This window comes from Nostoc sp. CENA543, from assembly GCF_002896875.1.
Classification (GTDB): Bacteria; Cyanobacteriota; Cyanobacteriia; order Cyanobacteriales; family Nostocaceae; genus Trichormus.
In genome coordinates, this window is sequence record NZ_CP023278.1 from 811,716 (window position 1) to 833,549 (window position 21,834).

12 protein-coding genes are annotated in these 21,834 nt (G+C 42.0%); 7 read left to right on the top strand and 5 right to left on the bottom strand.

Translation table 11 applies throughout. The features are described 5' to 3' along the window. Positions 1 to 52: 52 nt before the first annotated feature. The 3 genes from CLI64_RS03455 to CLI64_RS03465 all read left to right on the top strand — a co-directional run bounded on the left by CLI64_RS03455 (position 53) and on the right by CLI64_RS03465 (position 3,838). Complete coding sequence (locus tag CLI64_RS03455) at positions 53 to 892, top strand: hypothetical protein (protein ID WP_103135915.1); 840 nt, start codon at positions 53 to 55, stop codon at positions 890 to 892. 5 nt (positions 893 to 897) lie between these two features. After that, the gene (locus CLI64_RS03460) at positions 898 to 1,872 is read left to right on the top strand and encodes a hypothetical protein (RefSeq protein WP_192881673.1); all 975 of its coding nucleotides are present in this window, start codon (positions 898 to 900) and stop codon (positions 1,870 to 1,872) included. A 151-nt stretch (positions 1,873 to 2,023) separates the two neighbouring features. Beyond that, positions 2,024 to 3,838 (top strand): WD40 repeat domain-containing protein, encoded by a 1,815-nt coding sequence (locus tag CLI64_RS03465; protein WP_103135916.1) that lies wholly within the window; start codon positions 2,024 to 2,026, stop codon positions 3,836 to 3,838. 3 nt (positions 3,839 to 3,841) lie between these two features. Here the strand turns inward: CLI64_RS03465 and CLI64_RS03470 are convergent, their stop codons facing one another. Further along, the gene (locus tag CLI64_RS03470; RefSeq protein ID WP_103135917.1) at positions 3,842 to 9,688 is read right to left on the bottom strand and encodes an ATP-binding sensor histidine kinase; all 5,847 of its coding nucleotides are present in this window, start codon (positions 9,686 to 9,688) and stop codon (positions 3,842 to 3,844) included. A 672-nt stretch (positions 9,689 to 10,360) separates the two neighbouring features. Beyond that, positions 10,361 to 10,882, bottom strand: coding sequence for an acetolactate synthase small subunit (gene ilvN, locus CLI64_RS03480; protein WP_103135918.1), 522 nt, complete (start codon positions 10,880 to 10,882; stop codon positions 10,361 to 10,363). A 285-nt stretch (positions 10,883 to 11,167) separates the two neighbouring features. On the opposite strand from ilvN, the gene CLI64_RS03485 reads away from it, so the two are divergent. Next, positions 11,168 to 11,521 (top strand): BON domain-containing protein, encoded by a 354-nt coding sequence (locus tag CLI64_RS03485; protein ID WP_103135919.1) that lies wholly within the window; start codon positions 11,168 to 11,170, stop codon positions 11,519 to 11,521. A 155-nt stretch (positions 11,522 to 11,676) separates the two neighbouring features. Here CLI64_RS03485 and CLI64_RS03490 read toward each other — a convergent pair whose 3' ends face one another. After that, entirely contained in the window at positions 11,677 to 12,768 is a 1,092-nt protein-coding gene (locus tag CLI64_RS03490) for a saccharopine dehydrogenase family protein (RefSeq protein WP_103135920.1), read from the bottom strand. Between the two features lie 225 nt (positions 12,769 to 12,993). On the opposite strand from CLI64_RS03490, the gene CLI64_RS03495 reads away from it, so the two are divergent. Both CLI64_RS03495 and CLI64_RS03500 read left to right on the top strand, forming a co-directional pair. Continuing rightward, complete coding sequence (locus tag CLI64_RS03495; protein WP_225977501.1) at positions 12,994 to 14,019, top strand: response regulator; 1,026 nt, start codon at positions 12,994 to 12,996, stop codon at positions 14,017 to 14,019. Positions 14,020 to 14,430: 411 nt separating this feature from the next. Beyond that, complete coding sequence (locus tag CLI64_RS03500; protein ID WP_103135921.1) at positions 14,431 to 15,543, top strand: chemotaxis protein CheB; 1,113 nt, start codon at positions 14,431 to 14,433, stop codon at positions 15,541 to 15,543. 22 nt (positions 15,544 to 15,565) lie between these two features. Here CLI64_RS03500 and CLI64_RS03505 read toward each other — a convergent pair whose 3' ends face one another. Both CLI64_RS03505 and CLI64_RS03510 read right to left on the bottom strand, forming a co-directional pair. Further along, positions 15,566 to 19,738, bottom strand: coding sequence for an ATP-binding protein (locus CLI64_RS03505; protein WP_192881674.1), 4,173 nt, complete (start codon positions 19,736 to 19,738; stop codon positions 15,566 to 15,568). Between the two features lie 298 nt (positions 19,739 to 20,036). Continuing rightward, the gene (locus CLI64_RS03510; RefSeq protein ID WP_103135922.1) at positions 20,037 to 20,771 is read right to left on the bottom strand and encodes a dienelactone hydrolase family protein; all 735 of its coding nucleotides are present in this window, start codon (positions 20,769 to 20,771) and stop codon (positions 20,037 to 20,039) included. Between the two features lie 220 nt (positions 20,772 to 20,991). Between CLI64_RS03510 and CLI64_RS03515 the strand changes: the two genes are divergently transcribed. Next, complete coding sequence (locus tag CLI64_RS03515) at positions 20,992 to 21,630, top strand: DUF1003 domain-containing protein (protein WP_103135923.1); 639 nt, start codon at positions 20,992 to 20,994, stop codon at positions 21,628 to 21,630. Positions 21,631 to 21,834 lie beyond the last annotated feature (204 nt).

Sequence of the window (21,834 nt, forward strand, 5' to 3'; positions counted from 1 at the left end):
CTCATATGCAAAATGTATCTAACATCAGTCCCAACATTTGTCATAGCAGCCTATGTATAACTACAACCAGTCTTCTTTTTCCTCCCCAGGATCTAACCCTGGTGGCTGGGAAATCCGGCGTGGACAATATTTTAATTATGTAGTGCCTAACGGTTGGCGAGTAGTGGAAGATGGTCAATTTGCGGTTGTTCTCTCTTCACCCGACAATACCGCTTTGACAATTATGGTGGGCAATTCTGGATTGCCTGTTAATTATCATCCTGGGCAATTTGTCTATGAGAAACTGTTGGCGATGCAGCCCTATGACTTACGCATGAGTCAACCCCGCCCAGCAAAACCGATGGCTGGATGTGCGATCGCTCACGAATGGGATTACACATCCTATTTCAATGGTATCCTTTACCGAGGGGTAGCTAAGTGCAACATCGTACAGAGCTATAACATTTGTACAATGGTGATGACTTGTGCTGCTGCTTATGAATCACAGTGGTTTAACTATGCTTCATGGTTGCCACAAGTAGCAGAGCAAATTACGGCTACCAATGGGGCTGCTTTTGGTGTTCAGGGGATCATGGCGCAGAACATAGAAATCTCGCAAACAGAAGGGCAAAAATTCAGAGAATATCGTGAATGGTCAGAACGGACTTGGAATGAGGTAAACCATCAACGTCATGAATCTATAAATCGGCAAAATTTCCAATTTCGTGAGCATCTGGGCAATGTCAATACTTGGACAAACCCCTACGGATACCCTAATGTTGAGCTACCGACAAGCTACAACTACTTTTGGATGAATCGGCAAGGACAAATTTATGGTACTAATAACCCCAGTGAAAATCCGAACGTCGGCTCAACTCAAGATTGGACAAGAATGAATCGGTATCAGCCCTAAAGGATATGAATTTATTACCTACATCTACCCCAAAAACATTTAGCCTGTTAAGTATTGGTCAACGAGGAGTAGGCAAAACGGTTTTTCTTGCAGGTAGCTACACAGAATTACATCCTGATAGCAACACAGACAATCCCCAACAGTTATGGTTCGACTGTCAAGATAGTGAAGTCCAAACCAATCTCGAAAAAATTAAGAATCTTGTAGCTCGTAGCGGTTCATATCCACCCCCCACAATTAAAATTACAAACTTTAACTTTAGTTTGCAGCGTCAAACCCAGTCAGGACAGGAAACTGTCTGCAATTTTCTCTGGTGGGACATCCCCGGCGAATTATGTAATATTCATAATCCCGAATTTCAGGAAATGATCCTGACTTCTAACGGTTGCTGTGTATTTATTAATGCGTATGCTTTAATACACGACCAGAATTATCCCAAGATCATTGAGGATATTTACAACCAAGTAGCGGCGATCGCCTCCGTAGTCTATAAGTACAATATCCCTTATGCTTTTGCACTGATTTTAACTAAGTGTGACTTGCTAGAACTCAACCCAGCAACTCAGCAACAGATAGAATCAAACCTACAACCCCTGACTATCTACCTCAATACTGTGAAAGCCAGCCACCAAATTTTCTATTCTGCCATACCCATTATTTCTGTAGACGGTGTTTCGCGCCTCAAACCCCAAGGTGCAGCTAACCCCCTGCTGTGGTTACTATCACAGATAAATCAGTCAGATAACAGTGCATCACTAGTCAATTTAGCCAGTGAAGCAACCCAGACTCCATCTTCTAGTGAGAAAGCACCAGCAAAAAGTCCCAAGTCAATTTTAATTTTGTATATAGCCTGTGTAATTTTATTAGGATCAATCGCGGCCATATTTTTTGCCTTCAATCAATTAAAACCCTCACCCCAACCCAGCACCCCCAACCAACAATCACTCAATCCGACTCTCAAGTTTGGGCATGGGGCATAGGGCATGGGGCATAGGGCATGGGGCATTGGGCATGGGGCATTGGGCATTGGGTTACAATCTTTACCTACACCCCTACACCCTCATACCCTTACACCCCTACACCCCCACACCCCTAAAATCCTTGCTAACCTAATCATTTCTCCAAATCAGTATGGTATCTTTGCGGCTAGGTCAACTTATACATACCAGTTTCCCAGTCGTGGGATTTAGAACTGTCGTGAGTGGAGGGATTACACCAGAAATTCAGCAAGCATTTCTGGAACAAATAGTTTATCAATATTGGGATTCCTATGAACCACCAAGCCCAGGATATAGAGCCGCTTATCTACATCAGCTAAACCCAGAACAAAGTTTATTTGGATGGTTATATAACGATGGGTTAGATGACTTTGGGCGCAATGATGTTCCTTTTTTTATTTGTTATTATTTAGCAGGTAAATTACAGCCCCTCCAACTAGAAAATATTTTTATTTGTCTGTGTACAGGGCCTGTTAGGCTCATCAACAGAAATAATTTTCCAGAATGTATAGATAGCTTAGTCATACCTGATTTATGGAGTTACCAACCCGCTAGAATTGGGGTGAAGATTTCGCAAGAAATGATTGACAAAAGTCGGGTTGCTTTCGAGCATGACGAATTAATTAAGCTATTTGTTTTTACTGTTGAGGAAAAAATCCAAGATAGTGCTATTTCTGATGAGCATTTATTGGCGGTAAGCGTCAATAAAAAGCCGGATAGTTTATTTTGTGTTCATGATTCCTTTCATAACGCTATTAGTCCACCAGAAACAATCAATACATCTTTAAAAGACCTGTCTATATCCTTACCATCAGCAGAAGAATATCAGCAAATCCTCTTAAGCCAAACACGTTTAAAAGATATTCAAAAACCTATTGTTATTTCACCTTTAAAATCAAATTTTATGCTGGGGATTATACTCAGCAATCTTTTAATTCTCACTTTAATATTGCTTGGTTACTATATTTGGAAAGCAGCACCGGCAAATCATCCCATCCCAGAAAATCCAGATGCTTTTTTAAAGTTTAATCAGAGTTCCAATACTCAAAATCCGATAGCAGTCAAAACTTTAAATAGTCATGCAGATGCGGTTTGGTCTGTGGTTCTGACTCAAAATGGACAGACTTTAGTGAGTGCAAGTGCAGATCAAACTATCAAAGTCTGGAATCTCAACACTGGCAAGGTTGTACGCACCTTATCAGGACATAGTAACATTGTCAGGGCGATCGCTCTGAGTAGAGATGAAAAAACCCTAGTCAGTGGCGGTGGAGACGGTACAATCAACGTCTGGAATTTTCAAACCTTACAGTTAATCAAGACAATCACTCTAGATCCCGTCCCAGTTTGGTCACTAGCAATCAGCGATGATGGACAGTTTCTCATCAGTGGTAACGGTGACGGTACAATTAAAGTCTGGAATCTCTACACAGGTAAACTACTACACACATTTTTGGGACATCAAGGTCGAGTTTTTTCTGTAGCGATGAGTCCTGATGGCAGAACTTTTGCGACTGGGGGAATTGACAAAACCGTCAAGATTTGGGATTTGCAGACGGGTAAAATGGTAAAAGAAATCACCAAGCATGAAGATGCAGTGAGAGCCGTAATTTTTAGCCGCAATGGTCAAACATTAGCTAGTGCTAGTTGGGATCAAACCATTCGGCTTTGGAATGTGCGGACAGGTGAACTACTCCACACCCTAACGGGACATAATGCCAGGGTAGTAACTCTAGCTTTAGGATTTGATAACCAAACTTTAGTCAGTGGTAGCTTAGACAACACCATCAAGATTTGGCATATGCCAACAGGTAAATTATTGCATACTCTTTCTGGCCATTCTGATTGGATTTTAGCGATCGCCACCAATCCAGCCAAGCAACTAATTGCCAGTAGTAGTAAAGACAAAACTATCCGCCTTTGGCAACTAGATACCCAGAATCATCACTAATTTTTAAAGTGGAAGCTGAATCAAAAACTCCGTACCTTGACCAAGGGTAGAATGACAACTCAACTGGCCACCGTGGCTTTCTTCAATAATTTGTTTAGCTATAGCCAAGCCTAAGCCTGTACCTTTCCCTACAGCTTTAGTAGTAAATAAATGGTCAAATATTTTTTGTTTTACCTCTTCACTCATCCCCTTACCATTATCTACAATGGAGATTTTTGCATATTTATCTGCCATTGATGTGGTAATTGTAATCTGGTTAGGATGAGCTTGAATTTCCTCAAAACTCCGGCCTTGATTTGATTCATCTAATGCGTCAATTGCATTTGCCAAAATATTCATGAATACCTGATTTAATTGTCCAGGGAAACATTTAACTTGGGGTAAATTACCGTAATCAGTTATTACCTCAATTGCGGGACGTTGTTCATTAGCTTTGAGACGATGTTTCAGAATTAAGATTGTACTATCAATGCCTTCATGGATATTAAATGGCACTTTGTAATCTCTATCAGCACGGGAGAAAGTCCGCAAAGAAGTGCTGATATTTTTTAATCTATCGCACGCCATTGTCATCGAATCCAGCATTTTAGGTAGGTCTTCTATGGTATATTCCAAGTCAATTTCTGACTCATGGTCGAGGATTTCTTCAGTTTTATTGGGGAAACTATCTTGATAGAGTTTTAAGTGTTCGCAAATATCAGCGAAAGTAGGTTTAGCTTGTTTGAGACTGGCAGCAATAAATCCTAAAGGATTATTCATTTCGTGAGCGATACCAGCGACTAAGTTACCCAAGGCAGACATTTTTTCACTTTGGATAATTTGTAATTGGGCTTGTTGCAAAGCTAGTTCAGCTTGTTTGCGTTCACTGATATCTAACATTATGCAATCCCACACAAAACTTCCATCCACAAGTTTGCGGATGTACCCTTCCGCATGAACCCACTTGACAATTCCAGAAGGTGTTAAAATTCTACCTGACCACTGCCCAGAAGTCAGAGTTGTCATTGCGCTTCCTAGTGCCTGTTGGAAAGTCGCAATATCTTCTGGATGAACTATAGCCAAGAGATTCTGAACATTAGCATTCATTTGCTGGGCTGGAATTTCCCATAATTTATAACAGCCTGCACTGATATAAGGTAAAGATTGTTCACCACTAGTAGACAGATGAACTTGATAAACAACCCCAGGAAGATTATCTACCAAGTTATGAAAGCGAGAATTGCTTGCGCTCAATTCATCAAGCGATCGCTGTAATTGTTGGGCAGATTCCTGAGAAAGTTGATAAAGTCGGGCATTTTCTAGAGAAATGGCGGCTTGGGTGCAAAGTAAATTCAGTAATTCGATGCGATCGCCTTTAAACGCTCCTTTTGCTAAATTATTTTCTAGATATAAAATCCCCAGCAACTTTCCTTGGTGCAAAATCGGGCTGCACAAGACACTTTGAGGCTGCTGACGAATCATATAGGGATCATGGGCAAAGGTAATATCTGCGTTGGCATCCAGTAGCACTACAGTTTGTTGGTTGTTTTTGACTTTGTAAATGAGCGTCTGGGGAATGTCATCGCTGTCTGCAATGGCAATACTTTGCAACACAATGGGTTGTGTTCCTTGGGTAATTGCCCCTTGAATTAGTAGATGATTGTCTTGCAACAGCATTAACACACATTTATCAGCCCCAGCATTTTCAATCACAATAGAAAGTAAGGATGAAAGCAGTTTTTCTAGTTCGATTTCACCGGAGATACTCTGAGATGCTTTGAGAATAGCTGTTAAATCTAGGGTATGTGAGACACTGCTGCTAGAAGCCGAAGAACTAATTTTTGTGACAGTTCCCACGGTAAAGATAGTTTCGTTAGTGGAAACAACAGAACGGCTTTGCTGTAATATAGGTGCCAGTAATTGGGGATAGTGTCTTTCTAAGTCGGCGATTTTGGCTTTTGCTCCCCATCGAGAGTAACAATAATATGCTTCTTGCATATAACCTGCGGCGACTTTCTCTTTACCCCAAGCAAGGTAAAATTTAGCGGCTAATTCGTTAGCTAGAGCTTCTTCTTGAATATAGCCGTTGGTTTTAGCACCTGCGATCGCGCGATCATATAAATCTGCGGCTGCATAATTTTCACCCCACACCTGTTGCTTTTGAGCTTCGATTAAATCCACCTTATGTTGGTGATTCATAGGTGCTTGATGGGCAAATTCAGCCAGATTTGTTTGATGGGTTTGAGCAATTGTCAGAGTTTCACTTTGCTCCTGTTGCGATTGACTCGGTAAGCATTGCAAATGAGTCAGGGCTGCATAAAAATAGAAAATAGGCACAAAAAATGTGCCTGATAAAGCTACTATGTAGGGCTGTGCTTGAGCCACATAATTAATTGCATCTTGATAATCACCAAAATAGTAAGCCAGCAATAACTTATAGATATAAACTTCCGCGATCGCTGTGCCATCTCCATCTTGCTGGTGCTTAGGCAGCATCGCTATTTCATTGTAAGAATTTCCGGTTAAACAATGTGGTTGACTAACTATCTCAATAAAATTTTCTGCCGTTTGTTTTCCCAAATCTATATAGGCTTGAGCTGCATATTGTTTCACTTGAGCTAAAGCCAGACTATAGTGAGCCATGTCTTGAACAAAATCACTCAATTCTCCACCACTAAAAAATCGGGAATTGCTGTGGATAGCTAAGGAAAAACCAGCATACATAAAATTGCCCGTCTCCATCCCTGCATCAAACGCTGTTTTCAAGGTGGGGATTGAGTTGTGCAATGGTTCTTTATGGAGTTGAATAAAGCTGCCAAACAGAAACATCACAATGGGCTTAATCTCTGGGGTATTAAATTTTTCGAGTAAATTTAAAGCAACTTTGCCAAACTCATAGCCTGTAGCGGCATCTGCTAAAAAGGCAGACATGACTAATCCGTGTATGGCATAGCCGATAGTTGATGATACTGTATTTCCCGATTGCAATGATAGACTGACCATCTTGGAACTGAGCAAAGGTAATAAACTGGGCATACCCTGAATCATTGGTGGAAATAAGATGCCCATAATCCGCATTGCTGCTTGGGTAAAACTATCATTGCTAATTGGTAAATCGACTAAGGTTTCTACTGGGATATTTTCTAACTGGTTATTGAGGGTTTGTAGTGCTGTAGCAATCTCGGTTTCGTTGGCTGCTTTGGGTAGTTCAACTCCCAATAGAGATAAAGCTGTTCTGCCCACAGCGATCGCTTCTAAGACATGACTTTGTAAAGTATGGGCGGCAATTTGAATCTCATAAATTTTCACCCTGTCTAGAACTGTTTGCGCTTGCTGCAAAACTAATGCTGCTTGCTGTTCCATACCTTCAAAGTCGCCATTTAAATAACTGACTTCAGTAGATGTAATATACAGATTTAAAGTCAATTCATATTGATTTTGCCAACAGTTACTGTCTAATAAAGTAATTCCTGTTTGTAAATAAGTCCTGGCTGCGGGATAGGCTGTAGAATTTTTGGCTTTAACTCCAGCTTGCAAATTGAGTTGAGCTAAATTTTGGCGATCGCTTGGTTGACTAATTAGGTCTTTTCCTAAATTCAAATGCTCAACAATATCAAACAATTTTTCCTGTTTTACCGTCTCCGAGGAATTTTGTAGCAGTAATTGTCCGATACGCAAGTGAGTTGCGGTTTTCTGTGCGTCGGGAATCAAAGCATAAGCCGCTTGTTGAATGCGATCGTGCAGAAATTGATATTTAGCTATTTTTGTATTATTATTTTCAGGTTGCAAAACAAATTGGTCAGCATTCTCACTCTGATAGAACTTATAAACCTCACTAATTGGTAAAATTAATCCTTCTTGCAAAGCTTGCCACAAAGCAGCAGCTATTTCTATTTCTGATTTTTGGGAAACAATAGCCAAAGTCCCTAAATCAAAAGAATTGCCAATACAAGCTGCTAACTGCAATACCTCTTGAGTTAATAGTGGTAGTTTTTGCAGTTGTAAACTCATAAAAGCTACTACATCATCTGTTGCTGCTTGAATTTTTATCTGGATGATGTCACATTGCCAACAAGTTAATTTAAAATCAAATGTGATTAATTTATCTTGATGCCATGCTTTGAGAAGCTGTGTGGCAAAAAACGGATTGCCTTGGGTTTTCTGATATACTAATTCTGTTAAAGATGATGCTAAATCTTGACTACATTTGAGTGTATCAGCCACTAATTGATTTACTTGTACTTGACTAAGTGGTGCTAAAGTAATGGTGTTAATTTTTGCTTGGCTCTTTTGGATTTCACTCAAGGTCAATAATAATGGATGTCCAGGATTGACGAGGCACTGCGTTGGACGGGTTTCCCGGCTTGAAGCAAGTGCCGTTTCGTTATCACGATATGCGCCAATAATGAAAAGATGCCCGGTATCAGCCATTAATAGCTGCATTAATTTTAATGATGCAGAATCAGCCCATTGTAAATCATCTAAAAATATTACTAAGGGATGTTCTTTAGTTGTAAAGACTTGGGTAAATTTTTGAAATAATAAGTTAAATCTATTTTGTGCGGCTGTTCCTGATAATTCTGAGGCTGGTGGTTGTTTGCCAATAATATTTTCTAATTCGGGAATAACTTCAATAATTACTTGCCCATGTTCACCAACCGCCTCTAATATTTTATTTCTCCATCGCTCTATCTGCACATCGCTTTCGGTCAATAATTGCCCCATTAAATCACGAAATGCCTGCACAAATGCGCTGAAAGGAATATTGCGTTGAAATTGGTCATATTTACCTTTGATAAAATAGCCACGTTGTCTGACAATAGGTTTATGCACTTCGTTGACAACGGCTGTTTTACCAATTCCAGAAAACCCAGCGACTAGCATCATTTCTGTTGCACCAAGGCTGACTCTCTCAAACGCTGCTAGTAGGGTTTGAACTTCTGTCTCTCTGCCATAAAGTTTATCAGGAATGATAAAGCGATCGCACACATCACGCTGGGCAATTTTAAAGTCTCTAATCTCACCAGTTGTTTTTAACTGATTTAGACATTTTTCTAAATCAAACTTCAATCCCAAAGCACTCTGATACCTATCTTCAGCATTTTTCGCCATCAGTTTTCTGACAATTTCTGAGATAACAAAGGGGATATCTGGATTAATTTCCTGTATGGGTGGTGGAATTTTCGCAATATGAGAATGTACCAATTCCATCGCATCAGTAGATGAGAATGGTAACTCATCTGTGAGTAATTCATAAAAAGTGACACCTAAAGAATAAAAATCTGTGCGGTAGTCAATCCCTCGATTCATTCTCCCTGTTTGTTCTGGAGAGAGATAAGCTAGCGTTCCTTCTAAGACGTTGGGGTTAACTAGGGTTTGGGTTTCTCTCGGTAATAATGATGCAATACTAAAGTCGATTAATTTAACTTGTTTAGTTGCAGGATTAATTAATATATTGCTGGGTTTAATATCTTTATGAATAATTCGTTCGTGGTAGAGTAAGTCTAGGATGTCACAGAGGGCGATCGCGATCACTAAAAATTCTTTTAAAGATGTCACATTTTGATTTTTGGCAAAATAATCATTCAGAGAAATCCCCCCAAAGTCTTCCATAACTAACATATAGCCATTATGTAAGAGTTCAAGGCTATAGGTTTGGATAACCAGGGGTGAGTTGAGATTTTTGCCGATGGTGTATTGATTGCGAAATAACAACAATTCGCTAAAACTAGGATAAGGATTTTTCAGTAGTTTGATCACTACTGGTACTGAGTCACTTTCTCTGACTGCACGATAAACTAGCGTTCTAGAACCATTGTAGATTTCTTCACTAATGCGATATCCAGGAATACTCACCAGGTTGTTTAACATATTGCGCTCATTGTCAGAATTTCTGGATCTAGTATTCCCAGATAGATGAATTTATCTTGAAGCCTGAGTCAAAAATTACATAGAGATTGCCATTATAAATTCAGTACCTTCACCGATAATAGATTGGCAATACAACTTGCCGCCGTGGGTTTGTGCCACAATTTGTTTAGCTATGGCTAACTCTAAACTGACAAAATAAATAGTATTGGTTGAGGTACAGTTCTTTTGTAAGAATCCCGCACGAAATTTAAGTCTTGTAAAACTGGGGTATCATCACCAAACACACCAATAGATTTTTCCAACCCTCTAATAATCAAGACTAATTTTTTGTTTGCTTCTACTTCAATTTTAGGTAATTTTTGTACAATTTCATCTCTTCAAAATCGCAGATTAACATCCCCACAGTTGAGGATATAGCCTTTCTTACTATAGTGAAGTACAACGACAATAATTAAACGCAGATGAATACAGATAAACGCGGATAAATTTGCACCTCAGCAGACTAGGAAACGCTATAACAAATTGCATATTTTTACACTCTGGGTGGTATGAGGATAGGATTACTATCAAATTGCCACGCAATTTTCACCCCAAAATAAATATAGCCTGCAAAGGCAGGCTTGGTTCTTGTTGCTGTGATTTCTTTTAGTCCAGCGTTTTGGCGATGATATCTCAGGAAGCCTTAGCTTCTAAAGACTTGAGTAACTCAGTATTCACACCAGATTCACGAGTCAAGGCGATTTTACCAGTGCGGGCAATTTCTCGAATACCAAACTTTTGTAGCACCTGTACGATCGCCACCATTTTACCAGGGTCGCCCACAACTTCTAAAGTTAGGGAATCTTCCGCCACATCTACAACCCGCGCCCGGAAAATTTGAGCTAGTTCGATGACTTCCGAACGGTTAGTGCTAGTAGCATTCACCTTCAAAAGCATCAATTCTCTTTCTACACAAGGTGTTTCTGTAATATCCTGGACTTTGAGGACATTGACTAACTTGTATAGTTGCTTGGTGATTTGTTCAATTACGCGATCGTCACCAGGTACAACCATCGTAATTCGGGAAACGCCTCCCTGCTCACCCGAACCCACCGCCAGACTTTCGATATTAAAGCCACGACGCGCAAATAAACTCGCAATGCGGGACAGAACCCCCGCCTCATCTTCTACCAAAACTGAAAGAGTATGTTTCATCTTTGCCAACACAGGCTCAGGCTGCAATTTTGTTAAAGCGAATATTAACTAATTGCCGCCTTACACGTACTGTCTACTAGGTTAATAAATTATAAGTCTTATATTTTATTCTAAACTTAATCCCTGCACCCCTTCTACTCCTCACCAGACAAAAGTTAAGACTATCTCATCCTGACAGTAGATGCTTTGCTAGCTGCACATCTTTTGATCGGCAGATGTCTGAAGTTCACAAAACTTTTATATTGAGGATGTAATCCTACGTAGTTTTAGGAGTGAAAGATACTTATGGGTTGGTTACAAAGAATTTTCGGGATGGAAAAGCCTCAAAATGCTCAAGTAAATCCCGCCCCTCAAGTACAACAAGCGGCGACTTCCACCGCTACCCAGTCAATTCCGCCAGAACGTTTGGGATTAAATGGCGAATATGACCAAAGTGGTTTAGCTAAACGGGTAGCCTTAGCATTTGATCAAGATGCACAGCTAAAAAATGTAGATTCCCTGTGGGTGGCTCAAACTAGCGGTACTGTAGTTTTGAAAGGAAAAGTTCCTAGCCAAGAAATTCTCAACAAGATGATGTCCGTAGCCCGAAACGTACATGGAACGACATCCGTAGATACTACACAAGTTACTATTGGCTAGTTGTGGCCAGGTACAGTGTCGCAGTTACCATTAGCAATTAAGACATTAAGTAACTAAGGGTATTTACTCAAAAATAAATGTTTTGTAGGGTGCGTCAGCATAAATCCATTTTCATGATGAAATAGGTTACTTAAGCTGACGCACCCTACTTGTTACTAACTTCTCAGTTGCTGCTCAATTTTTATGTTGCGACTAGCCATAGTTTGCGTGAATAAATCTGTGGTTAACGCAGCTTCTACAGGCCAAACTCCTGGTTTTTTCAGTTGACCGGATAGTAATAATTGAGCAATACTACCTGCACCATAGCCAGATGCAACTGCTGTATTTTCATGCAATAAAGTTGAGGAATAGACAGCAGTTTGACCGTTGATTTTACCTGTAACTTCTGCGCGTACTGCTACACCAATACCACTAAACACATTGGTGACATCTGTCATTAAATGACTCACATGAGATAAAAATTCAATTGCACTGTGACGCTGCATCAAAGATTTAGGGAAAACATGGGCAGCTATCCATGTGAGATGATTATAAAAATCTGGGACTGAACCAAACTTAGTAATTACGGTTTTAACATTGGGAAAAGCTTGAGGAATAGTGAAAGTTTCTGGCATATCAAACCAGTAAACCCCACTACGTTTATAAGGAGAAGGAAAAGTGATAACTTCTCTCTCACTATAGGGTTTAACTAATTGCCATTGACCGTTAATCCAAGCCTCAAAAGGATGTTGTAATCCTAAAAAAGTTGTCCGCATGACCGTAACGCCAGCACCACCAGAACCAGCTACTAAGTAACTTAAATGTACTTGTTCTGGCTCATGAAATTGTTCAATACCTTGGCGTGCCATGCTGTTAGAAATACCGGGAAAAATTCCTGTATTGACAATTGCTGTTACTCCAGCATCAACAGCTTGTTGATGATAATTTAAAGCTTTTTTAGTAAAAGAACGGTGGTCACTAACATCAACATAGTTCACACCTTGTTCAATGCAGAGTTTGAGGACATTTGCATCACGGTAATGAAACGGCCCGGCACAGTGAACCACTATATCAGAATTAGCGATCGCCTCCCGCAACTTATCTACCTCTGCTAAGTCCAACACTAGCAAGGGGAAATCATCACCCTGAACTGTTCCCAGGGTACGCCCCGTGATTGTAATTTTGGCTTGTGTATGGGTAGCTATATCTTGGGCTACACTGCGACCAATGCGCCCCCGTCCTCCCAGAATTAAAACGCGATCTGTCATCACTCCCTGTAGGCAACGATAATTCTATTTGAACAGTTTTTGGTGACATTGACATCGGTTACAAGTAAGACTTTAGTCAATAGTCATTAGTCATTAGTCGTTTGTGGGTTTGTGCATAAGATGAAATTCGAGCAACGCAGTGACAAGATGTCCTGGAAGGGCGGGGCTTTTAACCCAGTTTTTTGGTAATATAAATGATATGCTCGTAAAAAAAGAGAAGTAGTGGTGAGACAAGAAGAGTTTAGCTATTTTATTGAAATAATTCAACAGCGAATAGCAGCACTAGAACAATATTTAATCAAATCCTCTATACCAGAGCAACAAGCACTCTCAGCATTGAACGATATCAAAACCAATATACAAAATTTGCGATTGTTTCAAACAGAAATTCAGGACAATTTAGAATTAATCAAAACCTTAGAGGCTGAATTACTAGAACAAAATGAAACCTTAGTATCAGAACGTCAGGTTTACCATGATTTGTTTAAATTAGCTCCTAATGCTTATTTGGTGACAAATGGTGAAGGAATAATTTTAGAAATTAATTATACTGGTGCTGCTTTATTAAATGTATTACCCAGTTTACTAATTGGTAAATCATTAATGAATTTTGTAGCTCAACAAGAGCATCAATTCTTTCTTAACAAACTCAAGGAGTGTTTGAATGAAAAGTCTGTGCAAGAATTGGAAGTTTCCATTTGTCCCAGTGGTAAACAAGTTTTTGTTGCTTTAGTTTTGGTGAAAGCCGGGCGAGAAACTTCGGGAGCTTTGGGTGCATTACAAATATGCCTGCATGATATTACTAAGTATAAGCAATCAGCAGTGCCAGAACAGATATCAAGCTTGACAGCACCTATAAGAATACCCAATAGACTAGATGGTTTACGTGTACTGTTTGTTGATGATGAAGCCGATACCCGCGATTTGATTGCAGCAGTGTTAATGCAACATGGAGTTGTAGTCACAACAGTAGCTACAGTAGCCCAAGCGTTGCAACAATTAGAGCGATCGCGTCCTGATGTCATCATCAGTGATATTAGAATGCCCGATGAAGATGGTTATACTTTGATTCGCCACATCAAGGCAATAGAAGCTGCTAAAGGATGGCAAATTCCCACGGCTGCAATCAGTGCTTATCTTGCAGAAGACCGCACAAAGGCAATAAAGGCAGGTTTTCAAGCGCATTTACATAAATTAGCACCACCAACAGAGTTAATTGCAATGGTGGCACAACTGGCGAACCGAGTTTAACTTATCACTAGGCAAACTGGTATTGAGATTAAAATAAATATTAATTTAACAAAATCGGCTTAATTTCCTAACTATACCGTCAGCTTAGTTGGAGTCGTATTCCACCCGATTGATTTTGACAAGTTGCGGGTCTTCAGATCCCCGACTTTTTTAAAAAAGTCGGGGATCTGTGACCTGTCATAATTTGTGTGGGGAACTAGGAGTTCACATAAATCACCTAAAAGGAAGCAAGACAAATTACCTCAATCACTCAACAGGTAAGGGAAAAAGCAAAACTTGCCAAAGAAAAAAAGCGGCAAGCTATAGCAAAATCTCAAGGTTCAATAAACTCATTTAGGAAAGCACAAAGGGAGGAAATTTAATTTTTATCCGGCCTGTATTTAATTAATATTTATTAAATTATATTTAGAAATGTCTAGCGACCGTCACCAGAAAAAATCAAACTTTTGTATTGTAGCGATCGCTGCTTCTGCTGGAGGAGTAACAGCAATTCCTAAGGTTCTCTCAGGCTTGCCTAGTAACTTTCCTGCTCCCATCTTGTGTCTACAGCATTTAAGCCTGGGAGATACTAACGTTTTAGCACAAGTATTACAATTACAAACCCATCTCACAGTACGCTGGGCGCATGAGGGAGAAAAATTAATGGCAGGTGTGGTGTATGTATGTCCACCAGGACATTACTTTATCGTTAATGCTAACGGTACAATTTCTCTGGCACAGCAAGCAACCAAACATGGCTGGCATCACGGCGTAAATGGTTTTTTTGAGTCAGTGGCTCAGAGTTATGCAGACCGCGCTGTCGTAGTTGTGCTGACTGGCACAGGCAAAGGTGGGGCAGAGGGGGTGGAGGAAGTGTCAAATAGAGGTGGTACTGTTCTGGTTCAAGATAAAACCAGTTCTGTGGCTGGTGGAATGCCCCAAGCGGCGATCGCCACTGGTTGTGTAGACCGAGTTTTACCGTGTCAAGAAATCGCTCCTTTATTAGTGCGCTTGGTATGTGAGGGGTGTTCTTTATCCCAAATACCGAGCAATCACACCACATTATTCAGCACTAAGCTGCAAATATCTCCAATGCTCCAAGATGCGTTGTCTGATCTACTTGATCAAGCAGTAGCGATGCACCGAACTAACATGGGTCACATTCATCTGTTCGAGCGACAATCATGCACACTCGAACTTGCAGTCCAACGCGGCTTTCAGCCAGGTTCAGTTGATGATTTTAGAACAGTTAACATTACTGATCATTCACCCTGCATCAGTGCTGTGCGTGCCGGAGAGTCCATAATCGTTGAGGACATCGAAACCAATTTGATGTTCAATTCTCACCGAGCGATCGCAGCTTCTGCGGGTTATCGTGCTGTCCAATCTACACCCCTCACTAGTGACAGTGGCAATTTGGTTGGTGTATTGTCTACTCATTTTCCTCAACCTCGTCGGTTTTTACCGTGGGAGATGAACCTCCTCAATATGCACGCTCGTCATGCTGGTAATTTGATAGAAATATATCAAACTCAAAAGGTTTGATATTCTTCAGATACCCGACTTCTTAAAGAAGTCGGGTATCTAGAGAGATCAACGGTAACTTAACAGTAAAAGTTGTACCCTGTCCGATACCAGGACTTGTAGCAACGATTGTACCGCCGTGGAGTTCCACTAAACTACGGGCGATCGCCAGTCCTAACCCTAACCCTTTTTTCGTACTTGGGGCTTGACTAAATGTATCAAAGATGTGTGGCAGAAAATCATGATCAATACCACAACCTGTATCTGCTATTGTAATTTGGGCATGGTCATCGTCAGTTTGCAAATTAATCTCGATTTTCCCGCCATCGGGAGTAAATTTAACCGCATTAGTTAGTAGATTTAAGATGATTTGCTGCAAACGTTCCCTATCGCCTTGTAACACTACTGGTGCAGAAGCAAGCTGAAAGTCTAGATAGATATCTTGAGTTTGTAGAGATTGCTGTACTGTAGCGATCGCACTTTCTATTATCGCTTGCAGGTGGACTGGCTCTAAATTCAGGCTGATTTTACTTGCAGTGATACGTGAGATGTCGAGTAAATCTTCAACTACTTTTGCTTGCAAGGTGGCATTACGCTCAATTGTCTCCAAGGCTTTGGAGAGCATGGCTGGACTAGGTGGGTTGCTTTGCAATAATCGCGCCCAACCAAGAATTGCCACTAATGGGGTATTCAGTTCATGAGAAACCATTGATAGTACCTCATCTTTGCGGCGGTTAATTGTTCTTTCTTGATGGAGTGTTTGAGAGCGTAAATGTGCCAGTTGCAGATAGGCATTGACACGGGTAACAAGTTCTTGTGCTGAGAAGGGTTTAATGAGGTAATCGTCAGCCCCAGCCAGAAGTCCTTCAATTACAGACTCTTCCCCAGCACGGGCAGAAAGCAGAATTACGGGTATTTCTTGTGTCCGCACATTAGACCGTAATGTTTTCAATAACCCAAAGCCATCTAAAAAGGGCATCATCACATCACTTAGTACCAAATCTGGCACTCGCTCATTCACCGCCGCCAGTGCCGCCACCCCATCAGCCACCGCTTCGACTTGGACGTGTTCGCTTAATATCCGCGTCAGGTAATCGCGCATATCGGCATTATCATCAACGATGAGAACACGGGCTGTGGTGGCTCTTGAAGATGGGCAGAAATGGATAGTAAGTTCTCCCCCTGCTCCCTGCTCCCCTGCCTCTTCCCCTATCCATCGCTCTGCTTCCTGAACATATGGCGTAGCACCTAATGCGGTTGATGCTAGGGTGCGTGTGGCTAGGATGTGACTTGCGCGATCGCGCTCCGCTACACTAATACTCGGCAGGTGCGCTGTATCTAAAGGAATTGTGACTGTAAAACAGCTTCCTTGCCCTACGGTGCTGCTGACTTCTACAGTTCCACCATGCAGTTTAATTAATTCCTGCACTAAAGCTAGACCAATACCCGAACCTTCATGGGTTCTGGCTTTTGCTCCTCGCACTTGGTAAAATCGCTCAAACAAATGGGGCAGTTCTTCTGGCTCAATCCCTGTACCTGTATCTTCTACTTGTAGCTTTACATGATGATCATCGGCCAGATGCAGCCTGATGGCGATTTCGCCCTCAAATGTGAACTTAAAGGCGTTGGAGAGGAGATTAAGCACAATTTTCTCCCACATTTCTCGGTCTACATCAACTGATTCTGGCAAAGGTGGGCAATCGACAATTAGCCGCAGCCCAGCTTGTTCAATAGCGGAACGAAATACTGAGGCTAACTCAGTTGTGTACAGTGCCAAGTCGGTTGGTTCATAGCAGGCTTCCATGCGTCCGGCTTCGATGCGGGAGAAGTCGAGCAGAGTATTAACCAGTTTTAGCAAACGCAAACTGTTACGATGGGCGATTTCTAACCTTTCACGTTGTGCTGGAGGTAGGGGATTGGCAGCATCGCTCAAGGCATCTTGTAGGGGAGCCAGTATCAACGTTAGCGGTGTGCGAAATTCGTGGCTGACGTTACTGAAGAAAAGGGTTTTGGCGCGATCGAGTTCTGCTAGAGTTTCGGCGCGTTGGCGTTCTTCTTCGCGGGCGGTTTGTTCTTGAAATCGCTGAATTTCTGATTCACGCAATTCTGTTTCGGCACGGGCGCGGATGATGGTTGCCCAGATGCGTTCGGCGGTTTCGCGCACGAGTTCAACTTCCACTGCCAACCACTGACGGGGCGCGGATTCGGTGACGCAGAGCGAGCCTACCAACGTGCCTGCTTTGATCAGAGGTACGGTAATATGCGCGGTAATCTTGACAGTTGCCAACGCCTCACGGTCGGCGTTGGGAATTATGTCCGAGGTTTGGGCATCCGCGACGATAATAGTTTCGCCCCTTTGCAGGAACGGCATAGTCCAGTTGTAATCTGTTAACCGAAAAACGCCAACAAGCGAGGGCGAGTCACCACGCAAATAATTTTGATTGACGCGCGTGTAACCCTCAGCCTCATTGACTTCGACGTAGTAGGCACGGTCAACGCCTAAATGTTCGCCCAGCAGCCGACAGGCTTCTGCTTGAATTTCTACTGGATCAGTCAGCGATCGCAGTGTGTCGCTCAACTGCAAGAGAAATGCCTGTCGTTGTTCGGTGCGTTTGCGATCGGTAATGTCGCTAAAAACAGTGCATACTTGACGACTACCCACACCACCGACACGCGAAGCATAAGCCGAATACCAGCGTTCGGTTGATTGGTTGTAATTTTCAATACGCTGCGGTTTGCCCGTCTTGACCACTTCGTCATAGGCTTCGAGCCAATAGCTTTCAGTGTTTGGGGCAATCTCGCTACCCAGCTTGCCTACCACGTTTTCCAGTCCCGTCTGTTGCTTGAAGACTGAATTGACTTCCAAGAAACGGTAATCAACTGCCTTTCGGGTTTGGTCATAAATCATCTCAAACAGGCAGAAGCCTTCATCGATTGAATCAAACAGCGATCGATATTTTGCTTCCGACTCACGCAGGGCGTTTGCTACTTGCCGTTGCTCAATTAAGTCAGCCGCTTGACGAGCCAGTAAATCGAGAAACCGCAGTTCTCGATCGCTCGGTCGATGGTGTTTGCGCCAGTGGGTGGACACCATACCCATTGCTCTGCCGGAACGGGCAATCAACGGGGTGGACTGCGCCGAGAGGTAGCCGGCTTCAACATGGATTCGCATCGATCCGTCGGGGTCTTCGCTCTGGGGTACATCAAAATCAATAAAGGTGCGTTCGCCCGTAACTAATGCCCTGCCGCAGGATGTATTGGAACTGGCATTGACCCGATAGAAATGATCGGTCAGGTCGCGCTCAAAATTATGGGTTGCCAGCAACAGCAGGTCTTGCGTTGCCTCGTCCAAAATTTGCACGGTTCCGGCATCGGCCTGGGTAAGAGTGATCGCCGCCTCCATAATTTCTTGATAAAGTGCGTGAATGTTATCCTCGCTGACGAGCCGTGTGCTTAATGCGTGCAGCAGTTGGGTGTCTCTCAGGTCTGCTGTTAAGGTTTGTTCTGCACGCTTGCGATCGGTAATGTCGTAGGAAACCACAAGCACCGCATAGACTTCACCATTCGCAGCATAAAGCGGTGTTCCCCGTGAAACGTAGCTGCGATTGTGGGCATTGTGTTCATGCTCAAACGACTCACCCGCAAGAGCTTTACGGTACATCGGCTCGTAATATGTAGCTAATTCGGCTAGTAGTACCTCGAAAATCGTCTGCCCAAGGAAGTCTTCAGATTTGAATCCGGCGATCGCTAATGCTTCGCCTTCGGCATATAAATAGCGTAGATTGCGGTCAACGACAAACACCGCTCCCCCAGGTAGATTCTCAACTATCGCCTGCAAGAGTTGTGCCGATTCACGCACAGATGCTTCTTGTTGCTGGCGTTGTGTGATATCTCGCACAATGCCAAACATCTGCACAGGTTCACCATCAGCATCACAATTTAAGTCTGCTTCTAAGTAAATGCTACGCTCAACTCCATCAGGGCGAATAATTCTACACTCCACTTCTAAAGGACACTTATGAGCTATGGCAGTATCCGTGGCAGTTAATAAATTAGGTAAGTCTTCCGGGTGAACAAGATTGATGGCGGCTGCGTAGCTCAGTTGAAACTCACATTCACCCACAAAAATGCGCCGAGCTTGTAGCGACCAAAATATTTCTTTGGTGACTAGATTATAAGTCCAGTGTCCCATTTTACTGATGTTTTCGGCTGGCATAGGATTTACTACTCCTACCCTTGTGGGTTGGGGTTGAGTTGGGCTGTATTGAACAATGGCAATTTAATTGTAAATGTTGTACCTTTGCCAACTCCAGCACTGTAGGCTTCGACTTTACCTCTGTTTAGTTGGACAAGTTGTTGAGCGATGCCTGCGGCAAGATGCTTTGCGTCTACGCCAGTCCTAAACCTAGCCTGCTTGGTGAGTGATGGTTGGGTACTTCTTCTTTGTCTCCCTTGTCTCCCCTTTCTCCCCTGCCCCCCTGCACCCTGCCCCCCTGCATCCTCTACACCCCTAACTAAAACACTCTCCCCAAGAAATCAATTATTTCCTTCCAAGCTGAAGTAGACGCGGCTGGGTCATAGCGATAACCGTCGTCGCGCATGAATGTATGTTCTGCTTCATACATATATATTTGATGCCGGATTTTAGCTTGCTCTAAGGCTGTAATTAAGGTGTTCCGGTCATTTTCTGGGATGTGGGGGTCGAGAGTACCTAAGACTAATAACATTTCGCCTGTAATTTCACTTACCCTATGAATACTATCAGCGACTCCTTTACCTAATTTACCGCTAGGAATACCTGTAGGGTAGCAGCAGACAGAGGCTTTAATTTCACTAGCAAAGGCGGCTCTAAAGGCTAAATGACCACCAATGCAAAAGCCGAGAGTACCAATTTTATTAGGGTCAACTGCGCTATCTGCCTTGAGGAAGTCAATCATAGCACGGCAATCTGCATCATATTCTGCGATCGCAGTCCGCCTTGCAGCATCATTACCCCGCATTCTCCCCAAGTCATCCGGCTCGATGACTGTCCCAATAGGCTCAATACGGTGAAAAATCTCCGGTGCTGCTACCACATAACCAAACCCAGCTAAGTAGTTAACTAACCGCAGCATCGCACCACCCAACTGGTAGATATCACTGTAAAACAAAATTCCAGGATAAACACCTGCGGGTTTCGGCGTAGCCACATAAACCCGCATCAAACTATCGTCCACCCGCAATTCCACATTCCGCTTAGTAATCTGCACTGGTTTTGCTCCATCTCATGCTTTCACTAGCTTTTACAAGACTTAACCCGAAAATCGGGATTTTAACAACAGTCACGAAATCAGAGCTATTTACTTCCAATTTGATTCATCACTTTAATTTATCCTTTTAACAAAAAAGAGTATTTGCTCCTATTGTGGGAAAGACGTAAATTAAAAGTCATCGAAGCGAACACAACCGTAATTAACTAAAAGGTGCAGTATGAAGCCTACTAAAAATAAATTATCAAATCAACATCAAGTTATAAAAAACTATCAAGATAAATCCACAGAAGAATTAACTAGCGGACAACATCTAGCTGATAAATTAGCTAGTCATGTAGGTTCTTGGAAATTTCTCATTTGTCAAAGTGCAGTTTTAGCGGGATGGGTAGGAATGAACTTAACACCAGGAATTCCCCACTGGGATGAATCACCATTTATTATGCTCAACTTAGTATTTTCATTTGCTTCTGCTTATACAGCACCCATTGTATTAATGAGTCAAAATCGCCAATCTGATACAGACCGCAGAAATGCTGAAATTGACCATCAAGTTAACCTCAAAGCTAGCCAAAATATCGAATTACTGCACCAAAAATTAGATGAATTACACTCTCAAAAGCTCAATGAATTAACTCAAATCATCAAAGAACAGCAACAAGTAATTAATGAATTGAGGGTAACTTTTATTCCTGCTGCTAAAGATAGCCAGGAAATGAAGGTTAGTCTATTACCTGGCTTACATTTGCAAACTAATAACAAATTTACTCAAAAAGGCACTAATAATAAACCTTTTATGATTGACCAAACAGTTGGCAACAATCCTAAATTTGTAGAAAAACTAAATCGTAACCAATAACTCAGATATACATTGCTGTTGTGATTCCCTCTACTAACAATAGCCAAGCTGGTGAACACATCAACAGATGAAAAAAATTAGACTCCAAAAAAGTTATTACTCTGTCCCTAATCCCTTCATTCTCAGCAGCTACAACCTTCCTATTGAACAGGAAATGCTACCTCTCCACGCTTCATTTAGTAGCAATTTCCCCAGGATTTGCAG

Bases quoted from the DNA above. Each gene is read 5' to 3' on its own strand.
- CLI64_RS03515 (WP_103135923.1), top strand. From the start codon at position 20,992: ATGAAGCCTACTAAAAATAAATTATCAAATCAACATCAAGTTATAAAA.
- CLI64_RS03455 (WP_103135915.1), top strand. From the start codon at position 53: ATGTATAACTACAACCAGTCTTCTTTTTCCTCCCCAGGATCTAACCCT.
- CLI64_RS03500 (WP_103135921.1), top strand. From the start codon at position 14,431: ATGTCTAGCGACCGTCACCAGAAAAAATCAAACTTTTGTATTGTAGCG.
- CLI64_RS03490 (WP_103135920.1), bottom strand. From the start codon at position 12,768: ATGACAGATCGCGTTTTAATTCTGGGAGGACGGGGGCGCATTGGTCGC.
- CLI64_RS03485 (WP_103135919.1), top strand. From the start codon at position 11,168: ATGGGTTGGTTACAAAGAATTTTCGGGATGGAAAAGCCTCAAAATGCT.
- CLI64_RS03470 (WP_103135917.1), bottom strand. From the start codon at position 9,688: ATGTTAAACAACCTGGTGAGTATTCCTGGATATCGCATTAGTGAAGAA.
- CLI64_RS03465 (WP_103135916.1), top strand. From the start codon at position 2,024: ATGGTATCTTTGCGGCTAGGTCAACTTATACATACCAGTTTCCCAGTC.
- CLI64_RS03460 (WP_192881673.1), top strand. From the start codon at position 898: ATGAATTTATTACCTACATCTACCCCAAAAACATTTAGCCTGTTAAGT.
- CLI64_RS03505 (WP_192881674.1), bottom strand. From the start codon at position 19,738: ATGCCAGCCGAAAACATCAGTAAAATGGGACACTGGACTTATAATCTA.
- ilvN (WP_103135918.1), bottom strand. From the start codon at position 10,882: ATGAAACATACTCTTTCAGTTTTGGTAGAAGATGAGGCGGGGGTTCTG.